The organism is Xanthobacter wiegelii, from assembly GCF_043193855.2.
GTDB classification, from domain to species: domain Bacteria; phylum Pseudomonadota; class Alphaproteobacteria; order Rhizobiales; family Xanthobacteraceae; genus Xanthobacter; species Xanthobacter flavus_A.
Genome location: NZ_CM195529.1, coordinates 1,779,942 through 1,794,922 on the forward strand (window position 1 = coordinate 1,779,942; position 14,981 = coordinate 1,794,922).

A 14,981-nucleotide genomic window follows, 5' to 3' on the forward strand; every position below is an offset into this window, starting at 1 on the left:
CCAGGAGAGGCCCATGCCCAGCAACATCATCGATCGCAAGATCATCGACACCCTCGCGCGGCGCGCTGCCGGCAGCGATACCGAAGGCGGCAACCCGCGCCTCAAAGAGATCGTCCATCGCCTGACGCACGACCTCATGGTCGCCATCGACGATCTCGACATCTCCATGGACGAGTTCTGGACGGGCGTCGCCTACTTCGCCGCTGCCGGAAAGTCGGACGAACTCGGCCTGATTGCGCCGGGCCTCGCGGTGGAGCATTTCCTCGATCTGCGCCTTGACGAGGCGGAGCGTCTCGCCGGCATCGGGGGCGGTACCCAGCGCACCATCGAGGGGCCGCTCTATGTGGCAGGCGCGCCCCTCGAGAAGGGCGAGGCGCGGCTCGATGACGGCTCCGACGCGGGCGAAGTTCTGTTCATGGAGGGCCGCGTGACGGGCTCGGACGGAAAGCCGGTGGCGGGCGCCATCGTGGATGTCTGGCACGCCAACACCAAGGGCAATTATTCCCACTTCGATCCGAGCCAGGTGCCGTTCAACCTGCGTCGCCGCATCGAGACCGACGCGGACGGCATCTACCGCTTCCGCTCCATCATGCCTTCCGGCTACGGCTGCCCGCCCGGCTCGCAGAGCCGCCTCCTGTTCGAAAGCCTCGGGCGGCACGCCGAGCGCCCGGCGCACATCCATTTCTTCGTGAGCGCGCCCGGCTATCGCAAGCTCACCACCCAGATCAACATCGATGGCGACGCGTACCTGCACACCGACTTCGCCTTCGGTACCCGCGATGGCCTCATCCCGAATGTGACGCGCGTGGCGGACGCGGCCGAAGTCCATGCGCGCGGGCTCAATGCGCCCTTCGCGCTCATCGGCTTCGACTTCGCTCTGGTGCCCGATGTCGAGGGGGCGGTGACCACCGAGATCAACCGCCCGCGAGCGGCGGCCTGAAGCGTTTGTAGGAAGGTCCTTACCTTCGGCCGCAAGGATGGGGGCGCGAGGCAAGGCGGGAGCGCGCATGCTCACGCCTTGCCTCCAGCGATCTTCTTGCCCAAAGCGACGAAGTTGGAGAGCACTGCGCTCTGCTCGAAGCGTCGGTAGTTGAAAGACAGGCTGGTGCCGGGGTTGTGGCCCTCGTAACCCCTGAACACGACGCCGGGGCGTGCGCCTTCCGCCACCGATCTCGGCACGAGGCCGATGCCTACCCCGATGGAGATGAGGCTGATGGCCGTCTGGTAGTCCTGCGCCATGACCTGCTCGGCCGGGATGAAGCCGGCATGGGCGCAGGTGTCGAGCACGAGATCGGCAAAGCTTGGCCGCGGCTGGCGCGGATAGAGCACGAAGGTTTCGTGCCTGAGTTCGGCGAGATGGAACGGCCGCTCGCGGCCATCGTCCGGCAGCGCGAGGATGAGGTCTTCCTGCGCGATCGGCTCGCTCTTCAGGTCGTCGTCCACCAGCTTCGGCCGGGCAACGGCGAGGTCGATTTCCCGGTGCAGCACCGCGCGGCGCAGCTCCGCATTGTTCATGGCGGACAGGGCCAGTTCCACATTGGGATAGGTGGCGCGGAAGGCGCGGACGATGGGCGGGAACACGCCGTAGGTGGCAGTGCCTACGAAGCCGATGCGGAGCCAGCCGGATCGGCCCTCGCCGGCGCGCTGCACCTCCTCCTCCGTATGCTCCACCAGCGCCAGGATCTCGCGGGCACGGGTCAGCATCAGCTCGCCGGCATGGGTGAGGCGGATCTGGCTGCGGCTGCGGTCGAACAGCTCCGCTCCGACGTCCTGTTCGAGCTGCGCAACGCGCCGGCTGAGCGGCGGCTGCGCGATGTTCAGCCGCGCCGCAGCCCGGCTGAAATTCAGCTCTTCGGCCGCCGCGACGAAATACCAGAGGCGCTTGAAGTCGAGACTCTTGGCAAGGGAGGCCACTGATTTCCATCCGCAAATTGAAGATACGGGGGCGCTGCCTCCGGCCGGACGGGCGAAGGTCCATCGCGCATCGGACGAAACAGGAGGCCGGCAGCGGCCGGCGCGCCGGGACTAGCCGGCGTGGCGCGCGCGCAGGATTGCCGCCGGAGCCCGCGGCGCGGGCGACGGGGCGCGGGACTGCCGGGTGTGCTGCCGGTCGCACGGATCGTTCTTCAAGGCCTGCTTGCTCATGAAACACCTCCCCGCCTCATTTCATCGAGGCATTTTCTGGGATGCGCGGCCGATCGCGGCCCGCTCCCGTTTGGAGGCTTTCTAAGCATCTTCGGTGCCAACTCAGGATCGGCCCTGAAACCGAGGCGATCCGGCGATCGGTGCCCGCCAGCCGGCCGGCGGGTCGGAGGGCAACTGCCGGATTTCAGAAAGCCGGTCTTTTCGGGTGTCTGCTTTCATGGAAAGCTTGCGATCAAACAAGAAGCTGTCCCAAGGGGGAGTGATGAACGCCAAGACGGAGCAGGGTGGCAGCGCAGCCCAGCCGGGCTATGCGGGCTGGATCGACCGCGCGCTGGCCGAGCATGTCCGCTTTGCGCCCGATGTGGGACAGATCGCATTGTTCGGCCAGAGGATGCTTCTGCTCCACGCCTCCTCCTTCACCGCGCTGCGGCGGGAACTGGTGGAGCGGCTCGGCATCCCCCAGGCGCGGGAGATCATGACGCGCCTCGGCTACCAGCAGGGCTATGATGACGGCGTGCGGGTGCTCGAGAGCGCGGGCGACCACCCCATCGAGGAACTGCTCTCTATGGGTCCGCGTCTGCGGGCGATGGAGGGTTTCGTCGTCAACAGGCCCATCGACGGCATGACCTGCGACGTGGAGCGCGGCACCTTCTGGGGCGACTATCTGTGGACCTTCTCCATGGAGGCCGAAGCCCATCTGGAGCACCTCGGCCTCAGCGGCGCGCCGGCCTGCTGGATGATCGTGGGCTATGCCAGCGGCTACTGCACCGCCATCACAGGCATACCCATCCTGTGGCGGGAGATCGAATGCTGCGCCATGGGGCATTCGCACTGCCGGGTCATCGGCCGGCCGCTGGCGGAATGGAGCGACCTCTCCGAGGACGACACCAGTTATCTCCACGCCGAGACATTTGTCGGCCTCCCCAAGAGCGATGCGCCGGGGCCGGGCGCGAAGCCGTCGGCCCTTGGCAACATGGTGGGTGTCTCCGCCGGCTTCAACGCGGTGGCGGGGCTGGTTCGGCGCGTCGCGCCCACCGACAGCACGGTTCTGTTCCTCGGGGAGAGCGGGGTGGGCAAGGAGCGGTTCGCCAAGGCGCTCCATTCCATCAGCGCGCGCGTCGACAAGCCCTTCGTCGCCATCAATTGCGCGGCCATCCCCGACGAGCTGGTGGAATCCGAGCTGTTCGGCGTGGAGAAGGGCGCCTTCACCGGCGCCGACCGCTCGCGCCCTGGGCGGTTCGAGCGGGCGGATGGCGGCATTCTGTTCCTCGACGAGATCGCGACCCTGCCGCTCCCCTCCCAGGGCAAGCTGCTGCGGGCACTCCAGGAGCGGGAGATCGAGCGCGTGGGCGATTCCCGCGTGCGCAAGGTGGATGTGCGCATCATCGCTGCCGCCAACCGCGACCTGCGGCAGGAGGTGGAGGCGGGCCGCTTCCGCGAAGACCTGTTCTACCGGCTGAACGTCTTCCCAGTGACGATCCCGCCGCTGCGCGACCGGCGCAGCGACATCCCCCTTCTCGTCTCCTTGTTCCTCCAGCAATTCAGCGCACGCTTCGGCAAGACGGTGGCCGGCCTCACCCGCCATGCCCACGAGGCGCTGTGGAACTACGACTGGCCGGGCAATGTGCGCGAGCTGGAGAACATGATCGAGCGCGCCGTCATCCTGTGCGACGAGGGCGGCAGCATCGACATCCAGCACCTGTTTGCGGGTGGGGAGAAGATCAACACCCGGCTCTTCGGCATCGATGCATCCGGCCGTCTCGAAGAAGCCGGCAGGAATGCCCCCGGCGACACTCCTGTCGACGATCCGGTGGACAGCCTGCTGGACGACATGACCTCCTTCAAGGACTTGGAAGAGGCCCTCCTGAAGCGCGCCTTGCGCCGCTGCAACGGCAATGCCTCTGCCGCGGCCCGGATGCTGAAGATGGGACGCGGCCAGTTCGAATACCGCATCCGCAAGGCGATGGACCGCTCGGCCGAGTGACGCGCGCCGGCTCGGCCGAGCGGAGGCTTTCCACTACGCCCCCGTCGCGTAATAGCGTTGGCATCCGGAGTTTGAATGAAACCTAACCCTCGGCGATGCCTTCGGACGCCCACTGTCGGGCAGGGGCGCCAATTCATCGATCTCGTTCGATTGGTTGACGTTGGCGCCTAAAGAAATGGTGCCGGATGAAGGCGCCTCATTTCTCCGAAATCCAAATGAAATTAGTTATGAACTTTTTTTACAATCATGCCGATGTTAACAAAAGGACCCAAAAGTCGGGGAGATGACTTGAGGGCGCTGTCCGTCGGACTGCCGGGAGCACGCGGGAATAGACGGGACGAGGGCCGATCAGGCCGCCTCCCATACTCGGTGCAGGATCTGAGCAGCGAGCGCGCAGAACGCCTACGCGCCGTGTCCGTGCCTGTGGTGGATGTCCGGGTAATGCGGATGCCGGTGCACCATCGGCGCGTGCCGGTGCCAGTGGCTGTGCGGCTCGCCGGAGGGTGTATCCGCATCGTGGGCGTGCTGGTGGTGCGCGTCGTGGCGGTGGCGGTGCTCGTGCTCCAGCGCCTCATGTGCGTGCTCGTGCTCATGCTGCTCCGAGAGGTGCAGCCAGAGGCCGAGCGCCATGAGTAGACCCGCGATCACGAGCTGAAACGTAATGGCCTCGCCGAGCAGGGCAATGGACAGGACGGCCCCAACGAACGGCGCGAGCGAGAAATAGGCGCCGGTGCGCGCGGTGCCGAGATGGCGCAGCGCGAGCACGAACAAAGCGAGGCTAATACCGTAGCCGAAGAAGCCGACCACGGCAGCCGCTGCGGTGGCCTCGCCCGAAGGGAAGGCCGCCCCGTGGCCGAGGGCGATCACGAGATTGATGGTTCCGGCGATCAGGCCCTTCAGCATGGCGATCTGCACGGGATCGGCAGACGAGAGCTTCCGGGTCAGGTTGTTGTCGACGCCCCAGCACAGGCACGCCCCCGCGATTAGCGCGGCACCGAGGTCGAGCGTCGCCCGGCCCTGCCATGACAGCAGCGCAGAGCCGGCGAGGATCGCGAGCGCGCCCAGAAGGAGGCGCCTGTCCACATTCTCGCGGAAAGCGATCCAGGCGATAGCCATGGTCGCCACACCTTCCAGATTGAGCAGAAGGGATGCGCTCGCCCCATCGGTCCGGGCAAGGCCGAACATGAGCAGCAGGGGGCCGAGGACGCCGCCGGCGAGGATCACCAGCGCGAGCCATGGCACATCGGTCCGCCGCAGCGGCGCTTCCACCGCCGGCAGCCGGAGCGCGGCTCGGGACAGGTGGACGGCGGCGAGGCCAGCCCCTGCCCCGAGGTAGAGCAGGCCGGCCATCATCCATGGATCGATGGCGCCGAGAAGCAGCTTGGCAAGCGGCGTGCTCGTGCCGAACAGCGCAGCCGAGACAAGGGCGAAGACGACACCGAGCTTCACAATTCGACCCTATCCTCTGCGGGCAGTGCGTCGCCCTCAGCGCCCGAGATACGTGATGAGCGCGGCGATGCCGAGCACGACCAGCGCCAGGATGAGGAGGCCGAAGAGCCACATCCCCCACATGCCGCCGCTCATCATCTGATCGTAGTGCATGATGGTCTCTCCTCTGCGGGATCAGGCCACCTTCAGCACCGCCATCATGCCGGTCGCCATGTGGTAGAGGTGGTGGCAATGGAGGAACCATTCGCCCTTCGGCCCGGCATCGAAGGCGATGGTGACGGGCATGTGCGGGGGCACCATCACGGTGTCGCGCACCGCCCCGGGGAAGCGCTTCCCACCTATGCCGACCACCTGGAAATGATGACCGTGCAGGTGCATGGGATGGCTCATGCCGGTGGGGTTCATGAAGGTCATCTCCACCCGCTCTCCGGGGCTCACAACAAAGGGCTCGGCCTCGGCATGGGTCCGCCCGTTGATGGTCCAGCGGTAGCCGGCCTCCTCTCCGAGCATGATCGGAAAGACCTTGTCGGCCCTCCGCCGCGCGAGCGGCTTGCGGGCGGAAAGGCGCGCCTCGAAGTCGAGGTCGAGCAGCCCCTGCGGACGCTGGGCGGCCTCGGGAATGCGCGGGACGGACGCCCCGGCGGTCGCGAGAACAAGGCCGGTGCGGCGCCGCGAGGCCTCCACCTGTGCCAGCACGGGGAAGGCACCGCCACCAGCCGGAATATCAATCATCAAGTCAATGCGCTGGCCCTGCGCCAGCGGAAAGGCTTCCGCCAGAAGAGGTGCGCAGGGCACGCCATCGACCGTGATGCAGCGCGGCGAGAGGCCCGGTGCCGAGATGAAAAAGGCGGTGGCGGTGCCGCCGTTGATGATGCGCAGCCGCACCCGTCCGCCCTTCTCCACCCGCACCACGTCGGGATCGCCGAGGGTGCGGCGGTTGGCGAGGAAGGCGTCGTAGTCCACATCATTGGCATGGGTCATCATCCCGCCGCCCATCCCGCCGCCTGCGCCATGCCCGGAATGGTTCATTCCCTGCTTGGCCATCCCCGACATTCCCTTGATGGTCCCGCCCATGCCGTGGCTGCCGTGGGTGCTGCTCCCACCGAGGCCGGCGAGGATCTCCTCGGGGCTGCGGAAGGAGAAATCGTGCAGCATCAAGACCACGTCCTGCGCATCGCCCGCATCCGCCTCGCGGGTGACGAGCGGAGCGGCGAGCAATTGCTGCTCGCTCAGGGTGTGGGAATGCATCCAGTGGGTGCCGGGCGTGAGGAGAAAGTCCACCTGGTCCGTCCCGCCGGGCGCGAGTTCGCCGCCGTGGGGGCGGGCGCGGTCCTGATCCGCCGGGGCGAAGATCTGGCCGTGCCAGTGCATCACCGCCGGCGCCTGCGAGGCATTGAGCACCGCGCCGGTAAGGCGATCACCCTCCTTCGCGAAGATGCCTTCGCCGGCCGGGCCCTTGACGGCGAAAACCTTGGCCGCCTTGCCGTTCACGTCGATTGTGAGGCTCTCCACGGTGATGAGCGGGGCGGCGCGGACGCGGCTCCATCCTCCGGAGAAGGCGAGCGCGCCGGCGGCTGCGCCACCCGCGAGGAGGGTGCGGCGGGACAGGGAAGACGGGTGCTCAGGTCGGGTCATGGTCGGCCTCCTGGGTGCGTCGCCGGGCAGACGAGGCAAGGCAGGGATTGAGTTCAGTATTTCGCCTGGGCCGTGGTGCCATCGGGCGCGGTGAGCTGGACGGCGCCCTTAACGCCCTTGGGCACGGCGACCGGGGCGGTCCCGGCAAGGCGGCTGCCGCCGGCGGGCGTGAGGGGGAAGCGCTGGGCCTTGCCGTCCACCACCAGGATGGCATTGGCCTTGAAGCCGTCCGCCGGAACCGACTTGTCGGAGCCGTCGCTGAGATAGAGCGAGACGGCAGTCGTCCCGTCGGCCACCAGTTCCGCATGATAATGCCCCGCATCCACGCGCACGCCGCCGTGGGCGCCGGTGCCGGGCTCGTGCGCGAGCAGCGGCGTCGCGAGAAGGGGAAGAGCGATGAGGGCCGACGCAAGGGGGCGGAAGATCATGGGGCACTCCGATCAAAAGGCATCCGCGCGCGCGGCGGCCGGGTTGGGGCCGGCCTCGCCCACCGCCGCCACCAGCCGCTCCAGCGGGCGGCGGCCGTAGACAAGGACGAGGACGGGGGTGAGCACGGCATCGAGCAGCGTGGCACTGACGAGGCCGCCGAAGATGGTGACGGCCACCGGGTGGAGGATCTCCTTGCCCGGCACCTCGGCCCCGTTCATGAGCGGCAGCAAGGCGATGCCAGCGGACGTGGCGGTCATCAGCACCGGGGTCAGCCGCTCGAGGCTCCCGCGCATGACGAGGGCCGGGCCGAACGGCAGGCCCTCGGATATGGCGAGATTGATGATGTGGCTGATCTTCAGGATGCCGTTGCGCGCGGCGATGCCGGTCAGCGTCACAAAGCCGATCATGCTCGCCACCGAGAGTGGCTGGCCGGCCAGCCACAAGGCCACCACCGCGCCGATGAGGGCCAGCGGCACGCTGCCCATGATGACCAGCGCGAACAGCGCCGAGCGGTAGCGGCTGTAGAGGATGGCGAAGACCAGGAGCAGCGACACCGCCGCGAGCGCGCCGATGGTGCGCATGGAGTCCTCCTGCGCCGCGAAGGTGCCTTCGAGGCTCGTGGACATGCCGGACGGCAAGTCCGTCGCGGCGATGACGCGCCGCATGTCGGCGATGATGGCCGCCGTATCGCGCCCGCCGGAGGTGTTGGCGAGCACCACGATGCGCCGGCGCCCGCCCTCGCGCAGGATCTGGTTCGGCCCGTCCGTCTCCTTCACGTCCGCCACCTGGGAGAGGGGCACCCAGCCGGATGGGGTCTCGATGAGCAGGCGGGCCAGCCCCTCGGCGCTGCGCGTTGCCTCGGGCAGACGGACGATCAGGTCGAAGCGCCGGTTGCCGTCCACGAGGGTCGAGACCACGCGCCCGTTGGAGAGTCGCGCCAGCGCGTCCGTCACCTGCGCGGGCTGGAGGCCATGGAGGGCGGCGCGGCCGTAATCCACGCGCACCGTCACCTCCGGCACCCGCACCTGCCGCTCCACCTGCAGGTCGACGAGGCCGGGAATGGCGCCGAGGCGCTGGCGCAGGCTTTCCGCCGTTGCGCGCAAGGTGTCGAGGTCGTCGCCGAACAGCTTCAGGGCGATCTCGGCCCGCACGCCGGAGAGCATGTGGTCCAGCCGGTGGGAGATGGGCTGGCCCACGTTGAAGGACGCCGGCAGAACGGCGAGGCGGTCGCGGATATCCGCCGTGATCTCGGCCCGGCTTCGGGCGGCGGGGCTTACCCCAATAGACGACGAGTCAATCTCATCGTCTATTGGGGTTAGCCCGCGCGGCGCCTGAGCGAAGCCCTCTCGGCGTCGGTCGAAGACCGGGGCCGTCGGCATAAGGTCCACCTCGATCTCGGAGGCGTGCACGCCCTCCGCATGTTCGTCCAGCTCCGCCCGGCCGGTGCGGCGGGCCACCGCCTTCACTTCCGGCACGTCCAGGATCAGCGTCTCGGCAACAAGCCCCATGCGGTGGCTCTCGGCCAGCGAGAGGCCGGGGCGGAACGACATGGAAATGGTGAGCGAGCCCTCGTTGAACGGCGGCAGGAAGGCGCGCGGCAGGCCCGTGGCGGCGGCCAGCGCAGCGACGAACAGGAAGGCGGTTCCCGCCATCACGAGGCGCGGGTGGCGGAAGGCGGTGGAGAGCAACGCCGCGTAGCCGCCCTTCAGCAGGCGCACCAGCGCGCCGTCCCTTTCCGCATGGCGGCTGAGGGCCGGCAGCAGGTAGAAGGCGAGCACGGGCGTGAGCGTGATGGAGGTCAGAAGGCTCGCGAGGATCGAGACGATATAGGCCTGCCCCAGCGGGGCGAACAGCCGCCCCTCGATGCCCGGCAGGGCGAACAGGGGCACGAACACCAGCACGATGATGAGGGTCGCGTAGACGATGCCGGAGCGCACCTCCCGGCTCGCCGCCACCACCACGTCGAACACGGGACGGGGCGCCGCGGCGGCGGCATTCTCGCGCAGCCGGCGGAAGATGTTCTCCACATCCACCACCGCATCGTCCACCAATTCGCCGATGGCGATGGCGAGGCCGCCCAGCGTCATGGTGTTGATGGAGAGGCCGAAGGCGTGGAACACGATCGCGGTGGCCAGGATCGACACCGGGATGGCGGTGAGCGAGATGACGGTTGTGCGCCAGTTGAGAAGAAACAGGAACAGCACCACGGCCACCACCGCCATGGCTTCCAGCAGCACCTTCTCCACATTGCCGATGGAGGCAGCGATGAAGTCCGCCTGCCGGAACACGGGCGGGGAGATGCGGATGCCGTCGGGCAGCGCGCGGTTGAGGTCGGCCACCGCCTCTTCCACCGCATTGGTGAGGGCCAGGGTGTCGGCTTCCGGCTGCTTCTCCACCGAGAGAATCACGGCAGGCCGGCCCATATAGCCGGCATCGCCGCGCTTCAGGCGAGCGGCGAAATCCACCTGCGCGATCTGGTGGAGGAAGACGGTGCCGCCGGCGGGGCGCGGCAGGACGAGAGTCTTCAGGTCGTCCAGGCTCAGGGTGCGGGCGATGTTGCGGATGAGGAATTCCCGCCCGCTTTGGTCGGCGAAGCCGCCGCCGGAATTGGTCCCGAATTGGGAGAGCGCCTTTTCCAGCGCATCGAGCGTGATGCCGTAGGCGCGCATGGCGGAAACGTCCGGCGAGACGCGGAACTGCCGCACCTCCCCGCCCATGGGGATGACCTGCGCAATGCCGGGGATGGCGAGGAGGCGCGGGCGGATGACGAAGTCCGCCGCCTCCCGCACCGCCATGGGCGATGCGGTGTCGCTGGTGACGGCGAACATCAGGACCTGGCCCATGATGGAGCTGATGGGGCCCACCTGCGGGGCGACGTTCGCCGGCAGCCGGTCCCGCACGAGGGCGAGGCGCTCGGCGATCTGCTGGCGGTTGCGGAAGATGTCGGTGCCGAAGTCGAATTCCACATAGACGACCGAGAGGCCGACCCCGGACACCGAGCGCAGGCGGACGAGGCCGGGCAGGCCGTTCATGGCCGTTTCCAGCGGGAAGGTGACGAGTTGCTCCACTTCGGCGGGGGCGAGGCCATCCGCCTCGGTCATGATGGTGACGGTGGGCCGGTTGAGGTCCGGCAGCACGTCCACCGGCAGCCGCGTGACCGCATAGGCGCCGTAGACCACCAGAACGAGCGCGAGTGCGAGCACCAGCAGGCGGTTACGCAGGGACTGGGTGACGAGGACCGTGAACATCGCGGGCCTCAGCGGATCTGGTCGAGGAGTTCGGCGCCGTCGGTGACCACGCGCTGGCCGGCGGCGAGGCCCGCCAGCACCAGTACGCGGGACGCGTCGAGGGGCTCCGTGTTCACCTCGCGCGGCATGAAGCGCTCGGCGCTGACGTGTTCATAGACGATGGGCTGGCCGTTCGCCCCGCGCACCACCGCAGAGCGGGGGATCGCGATGCCAATGCGCGGGGCGCCGGCCTCCGCGAAGACCGTCAGGAACTGGCCTGGGCGCAGCTCCCCGGTATTCGAGGCGACGGAAAACAGGAGGGGAAGGGCCTGTGCCCGGTCGGATATCCCCGCGCCCACGAAGGCGAGGGCCACGCTCCGCCCGTTGGGCAGGCGTCCCGTGGCACCGGACCGCCCGGCATCCGGCGAGAAGCCGAGCGCCTCCACCCACAGCCGGCGGGGATCGACGATGCGGAACACCACCGTGTTCGGGTCCGCCATCTGCCCCGCCACGGCATCGGCGGTGGCGATGACGCCGGACACCGGCGCGCGCAGGGCCTCCGGCTCGCGCTGCACCCGCTCCAGCCGGGCGCGGCGGGTCTGGAGCCCCTTCAATTCGATTTCCGCTTCCTCTACCTCGCGGCGGGTGACGGCGTTGGGAATGGTCGAGAGCCGCTCGTAGCGCCGCTTCACGATAGCGATCTGCTGGTCCAGCTCGTAGCCCTGCTGCTCCAGGTCCTTGAGGTCGGAGGCGCCGATGGGCGGATGCACATAAGCGAGGATCTCGCCGGCCGCGACCTTCGTGCCGAGGGGCTTGAAGCCACCTTCCGGCGGCGCGAGGCGCCCGCCCACGGCGGTCTGGACGAGGCCGCTGGCATTGGCGTCCGGCACCACGCGGCCGGGCAGCTCGACGGTGCCGGCAAAGGTGCCTGCGGCGGTGACGAGGGTGCGCACGCCAAGGAGGCGCTGGGTGGGCTTGGGCACGATCACCGAGCCGTCGGGGAGGCGCTGAGCGGCATCGCGGGCGGGGGGCTGCGTGTCCGCAGCCCATGCCCCCTGCGGGACGCCGGCAAGCGCGACGCCGAGCGAACCGAGCATGAGGAGCGCGCCCGCCCGCCGCCGGGACATGGCCAGCGCCCCGGCCAGGAAGCCGATGAGGAGGCCCGCCAGAATGCCTGCGAGGAGGTCCGCCCGCAGCCCGCCGAGCTGCGCCAGCACCGCCGGCGCTTGCGTCTCGGACGGTGTCGGAGCGGCGGCGGGGACGGTCAAGGTGGCGGCAAGAACGTCCACCGTGTCGCCGGCCGTAATGGTGAAGGCGAGGTCGTGGGCGCCCGGACTGGCGGCGAAGGGAGCCGGCAGCACATAGTCGCCCGGCCCGGCGGGCTTTGCCGGTCGCGATCCTTCAGGCGTGTCCACCTCAATGGCAGCGCCCTCCACCGGGGCGTTGTCGGCGAAGCGGTCGAGGTGGATGGTGAGGGTGTCGTCGCGCAGCACCGCCACCAGCTCGAAATCGGCCGAGGTCGCCTCGGCGCGGGGGGCGAGCGTCGTCACCCCGGGCGGCGGGGGCGCACCGTGGTCGTGGCCTTCGTGGGCCGCAGCGGGGCCGGACAGCACCGCGCCGGCGAGAAGCCCGCACAGGCCGAACACGGCTTTCCGCAGAAAATGACGCCCCATGCCTCGACCCGTCCGCTGCCGATTTCGGTACGGGAGAGCGATAGCGTGGGGCGCGTCACGCCGCGTATCGCTTCTGTATCAGTTTGTTTCAGCCTGGACCTTGGGCAGGCGCACCATGGCGACGAGGCCGCCGCCGGGGGCGTTGGCGAGGGCCAGCGTTCCTCCATGCGCCTCGGCCACCGCATGCGCGATGGTGAGGCCGAGCCCGACGCCTCCAGTGGCGCGGCTGCGCGAGGCCTCAAGCCGCACGAAGGGCTCAAGCACGGCGGCCAGTTGGTCCTCTGGAATCCCCGGTCCCTCGTCCCGCACCGTCAGGACGGTATCGGATTCCTCGTCCATGATGGACACATGCGCGGAGCCGCCATAGGCGAGCGCGTTTTCCACCAGATTGCCCACCATCCGCTTCAGGCTGACGAGTCGTCCCTCGACGACCAGGCGCGGCGGGGCCGAAAGACCGGCCCGCAGGCCCCGGTCCCGCGCGTCGTCCACGATGGTTTCCACCAAAGCCACAAGATCGAGCGGCCGCACCGGCTCTTCGCTCGCCTCGCCCCGCAGGTAGGAGAGTGTGGCCTCGACCATCTGCTCCATCTCCGCGACATCCCCGGCGATGGCGTCGCGCAGCGCCGGGTCGCTCACATCCTCGAGGCGGAAGCGTAGGCGCGTCATGGGCGTGCGCAGATCGTGGGAGACGGCCGCGAGAGCCTGGGTGCGCCGCTCGACCAGTCCCGCGATGCGCGCCTGCATGCCGTTGAAGGCATGGGCCAGCTCCCTCACCTCCTTCGGTCCCGTCTCGGGCAGGTGAATGCGCGCCGCATCCGGCGGAAGGGCCGCGACGGTGCGCGCCATGGCCCGCAAAGGCCGCGTGAGCCATGCGGCGATGGCGAGGGACAGGAGCAGCACCCCCGCCGCCATCAGCGTGGTGGAGAGCAGGGAGCCGTGCCCCCCGGCGGTCTGCGGCACGGAGGCAAACAGGCGCACATTCAGCCAGCTCCCGTCGGGCAGGCGCACGGCCACGAGGCTGAGGTGCGGATCGGGCCCGGCGCCGACCAGAATGTCCGCTGCGGCAAGGTCCGGTGCGAGCGCGCGCACCTCGGCGGCGAGGCGTTGGGCGGATGGGTCGGCGTGGGGCCCCGTCGCGGCCATGGCCTCGCGGCCCCAATGGGCATCGATGGCGCCCCCCGACAGGGCATGGGCCACCTCCTCCCGACGCTCCGCAGGTGCGGCGGCGAGTGACCGGCGCAGCGCCACGACCTGGTCGGCAAGGCGGACGGCATGTGCCGCATGTCGCTCGCGCTCCATGGCATGTTCGTAGGTCCACAGGCTCAGCACATGGACCACAACGATTCCGAGCACGGCCACGACTGCGGTCCGCAGGGCGAGACTGTCGATGGCGCGGATCATGAGCGCGCCACCTCCGGGACGAAGAAATAGCCGGTCCCGCGCACCGTCTTGACCATCTCCGGCCCGCCGCTCGAATCGAGCTTCCTGCGCAGCCGGCTCACCTGGATATCGATCGCCCGGTCGAAGCCGGTGGCGATGCGGTTCTTGGCCGCGTCCATCAACTGGTCGCGCGTCAGCACCCGCTGGGGGTGTTCGAGGAAGGTCAGCAGCAGGTCGTATTCGCCGGTGGAAAGATCGACGATGGCGCCTCCCGGATTGGTCAGCTCCCGCCGCCGGGTATCGAGCGTCCAGCCGGAGAAGGCGAGCCGCCCGCCGCTCGCCGCGCCCGCTCCCGTGCCGGTCCCTTGGGGCTGCATACGCCGCAGCACCGCATGGATGCGGGCGAGCAGTTCGCGCGGGTTGAAGGGCTTCGCCAGGTAATCGTCGGCACCCAGCTCCAGCCCGACGATCCGGTCCACATCGCTGCCGCGGGCGGTCAGCATGATGATGGGCACACTCGAGGTGCGGCGGATGTCCCGGCACAAATCGAGCCCGCTCACCCCCGGCAGCATGACGTCGAGAATCACGAGGTCCACCGTGCCGGCGGCCATCGCCTCCCGCATCTCGCGGGCATCGTGCGCCGCCGTCACCTTGTGCCCGTGCTCGCGCAGGAACTTGCCGGCCAGGCGCCGGATCTCGGCATCGTCGTCAACGATGAGGATGTGGCCTTCGGGGGACACGGTCGCTCGCTCCTCGGAGCCGCATTTCTATAGCTTCGACGAGCCTTCGCAACCGTCATCACGCCGGAAGTATGCGTCGGTGTCGGTGGGGCGGAAGGGTGACAACCTATGAGGGCGGTCTGCCGGTTCCGTTCGCCCCAGTGTCAGGGCTTGAGGCGGACGCGCCAAGCTACCATGGAAAAGCAGCTGCCGGCGCCCGGCGTCCCGGACGCCGGCCGAAGTGCTTCAAGTCAGTTCCGCTTCGCGGATCGCGCCCGCCATAGCCTGCGCGCTGGCTGCGTAGGTTCGGCGCGCAGATCAGTCTCACCGAAGTGCAGGC

10 protein-coding genes are annotated in these 14,981 nt (G+C 68.9%); 2 read left to right on the top strand and 8 right to left on the bottom strand.

Annotation, left to right across the window (positions count from 1 at the left end; all coding sequences use genetic code 11):
• Window positions 1-13: 13 nt before the first annotated feature.
• On the top strand, window positions 14-940 hold the full coding sequence (gene catA, locus V5F63_RS08210) for a catechol 1,2-dioxygenase (RefSeq protein ID WP_394102019.1): 927 nt from the start codon (window positions 14-16) through the stop codon (window positions 938-940).
• Between the two features lie 71 nt (window positions 941-1,011).
• On the opposite strand, the gene V5F63_RS08215 is transcribed toward catA, so the two are convergent.
• A complete protein-coding gene (locus V5F63_RS08215) occupies window positions 1,012-1,914 on the bottom strand; it encodes a LysR family transcriptional regulator (RefSeq protein WP_394102018.1) in 903 nt (300 codons plus the stop codon).
• A 493-nt stretch (window positions 1,915-2,407) separates the two neighbouring features.
• Here V5F63_RS08215 and V5F63_RS08220 point away from each other — a divergent pair, with 493 nt between their 5' ends.
• Window positions 2,408-4,129, top strand: coding sequence for a sigma 54-interacting transcriptional regulator (locus V5F63_RS08220; protein ID WP_394102017.1), 1,722 nt, complete (start codon window positions 2,408-2,410; stop codon window positions 4,127-4,129).
• A 402-nt stretch (window positions 4,130-4,531) separates the two neighbouring features.
• Here the strand turns inward: V5F63_RS08220 and V5F63_RS08225 are convergent, their stop codons facing one another.
• From V5F63_RS08225 to V5F63_RS08255, 7 genes are all read right to left on the bottom strand, one after another.
• Window positions 4,532-5,581: a DMT family transporter gene (locus V5F63_RS08225; RefSeq protein ID WP_394029882.1), complete on the bottom strand. Its 1,050-nt coding sequence runs from the start codon at window positions 5,579-5,581 to the stop codon at window positions 4,532-4,534.
• A gap of 171 nt (window positions 5,582-5,752) precedes the next feature.
• Entirely contained in the window at window positions 5,753-7,213 is a 1,461-nt protein-coding gene (locus V5F63_RS08230) for a multicopper oxidase family protein (RefSeq protein WP_394102016.1), read from the bottom strand.
• Between the two features lie 53 nt (window positions 7,214-7,266).
• Window positions 7,267-7,641: a hypothetical protein gene (locus tag V5F63_RS08235; RefSeq protein WP_394102015.1), complete on the bottom strand. Its 375-nt coding sequence runs from the start codon at window positions 7,639-7,641 to the stop codon at window positions 7,267-7,269.
• A gap of 12 nt (window positions 7,642-7,653) precedes the next feature.
• Window positions 7,654-10,890, bottom strand: coding sequence for an efflux RND transporter permease subunit (locus V5F63_RS08240; RefSeq protein WP_394102014.1), 3,237 nt, complete (start codon window positions 10,888-10,890; stop codon window positions 7,654-7,656).
• Between the two features lie 8 nt (window positions 10,891-10,898).
• Window positions 10,899-12,542, bottom strand: coding sequence for an efflux RND transporter periplasmic adaptor subunit (locus V5F63_RS08245; protein WP_394102013.1), 1,644 nt, complete (start codon window positions 12,540-12,542; stop codon window positions 10,899-10,901).
• Window positions 12,543-12,620: 78 nt separating this feature from the next.
• Window positions 12,621-13,943, bottom strand: a complete 1,323-nt coding sequence (locus V5F63_RS08250; protein WP_394102012.1) for an ATP-binding protein — start codon at window positions 13,941-13,943, stop codon at window positions 12,621-12,623.
• A complete protein-coding gene (locus V5F63_RS08255; RefSeq protein ID WP_209488603.1) occupies window positions 13,940-14,662 on the bottom strand; it encodes a response regulator in 723 nt (240 codons plus the stop codon). The genes V5F63_RS08250 and V5F63_RS08255 overlap by 4 nt, the downstream gene beginning before the upstream one ends.
• Between the last annotated feature and the right edge of the window lie 319 nt (window positions 14,663-14,981).

Coding starts and splice junctions, on each gene's coding strand:
- V5F63_RS08235 (WP_394102015.1), bottom strand. CDS start 7,641: ATGATCTTCCGCCCCCTTGCGTCGGCCCTCATCGCTCTTCCCCTTCTC.
- V5F63_RS08220 (WP_394102017.1), top strand. CDS start 2,408: ATGAACGCCAAGACGGAGCAGGGTGGCAGCGCAGCCCAGCCGGGCTAT.
- V5F63_RS08240 (WP_394102014.1), bottom strand. CDS start 10,890: ATGTTCACGGTCCTCGTCACCCAGTCCCTGCGTAACCGCCTGCTGGTG.
- V5F63_RS08230 (WP_394102016.1), bottom strand. CDS start 7,213: ATGACCCGACCTGAGCACCCGTCTTCCCTGTCCCGCCGCACCCTCCTC.
- V5F63_RS08250 (WP_394102012.1), bottom strand. CDS start 13,943: ATGATCCGCGCCATCGACAGTCTCGCCCTGCGGACCGCAGTCGTGGCC.
- catA (WP_394102019.1), top strand. CDS start 14: ATGCCCAGCAACATCATCGATCGCAAGATCATCGACACCCTCGCGCGG.
- V5F63_RS08245 (WP_394102013.1), bottom strand. CDS start 12,542: ATGGGGCGTCATTTTCTGCGGAAAGCCGTGTTCGGCCTGTGCGGGCTT.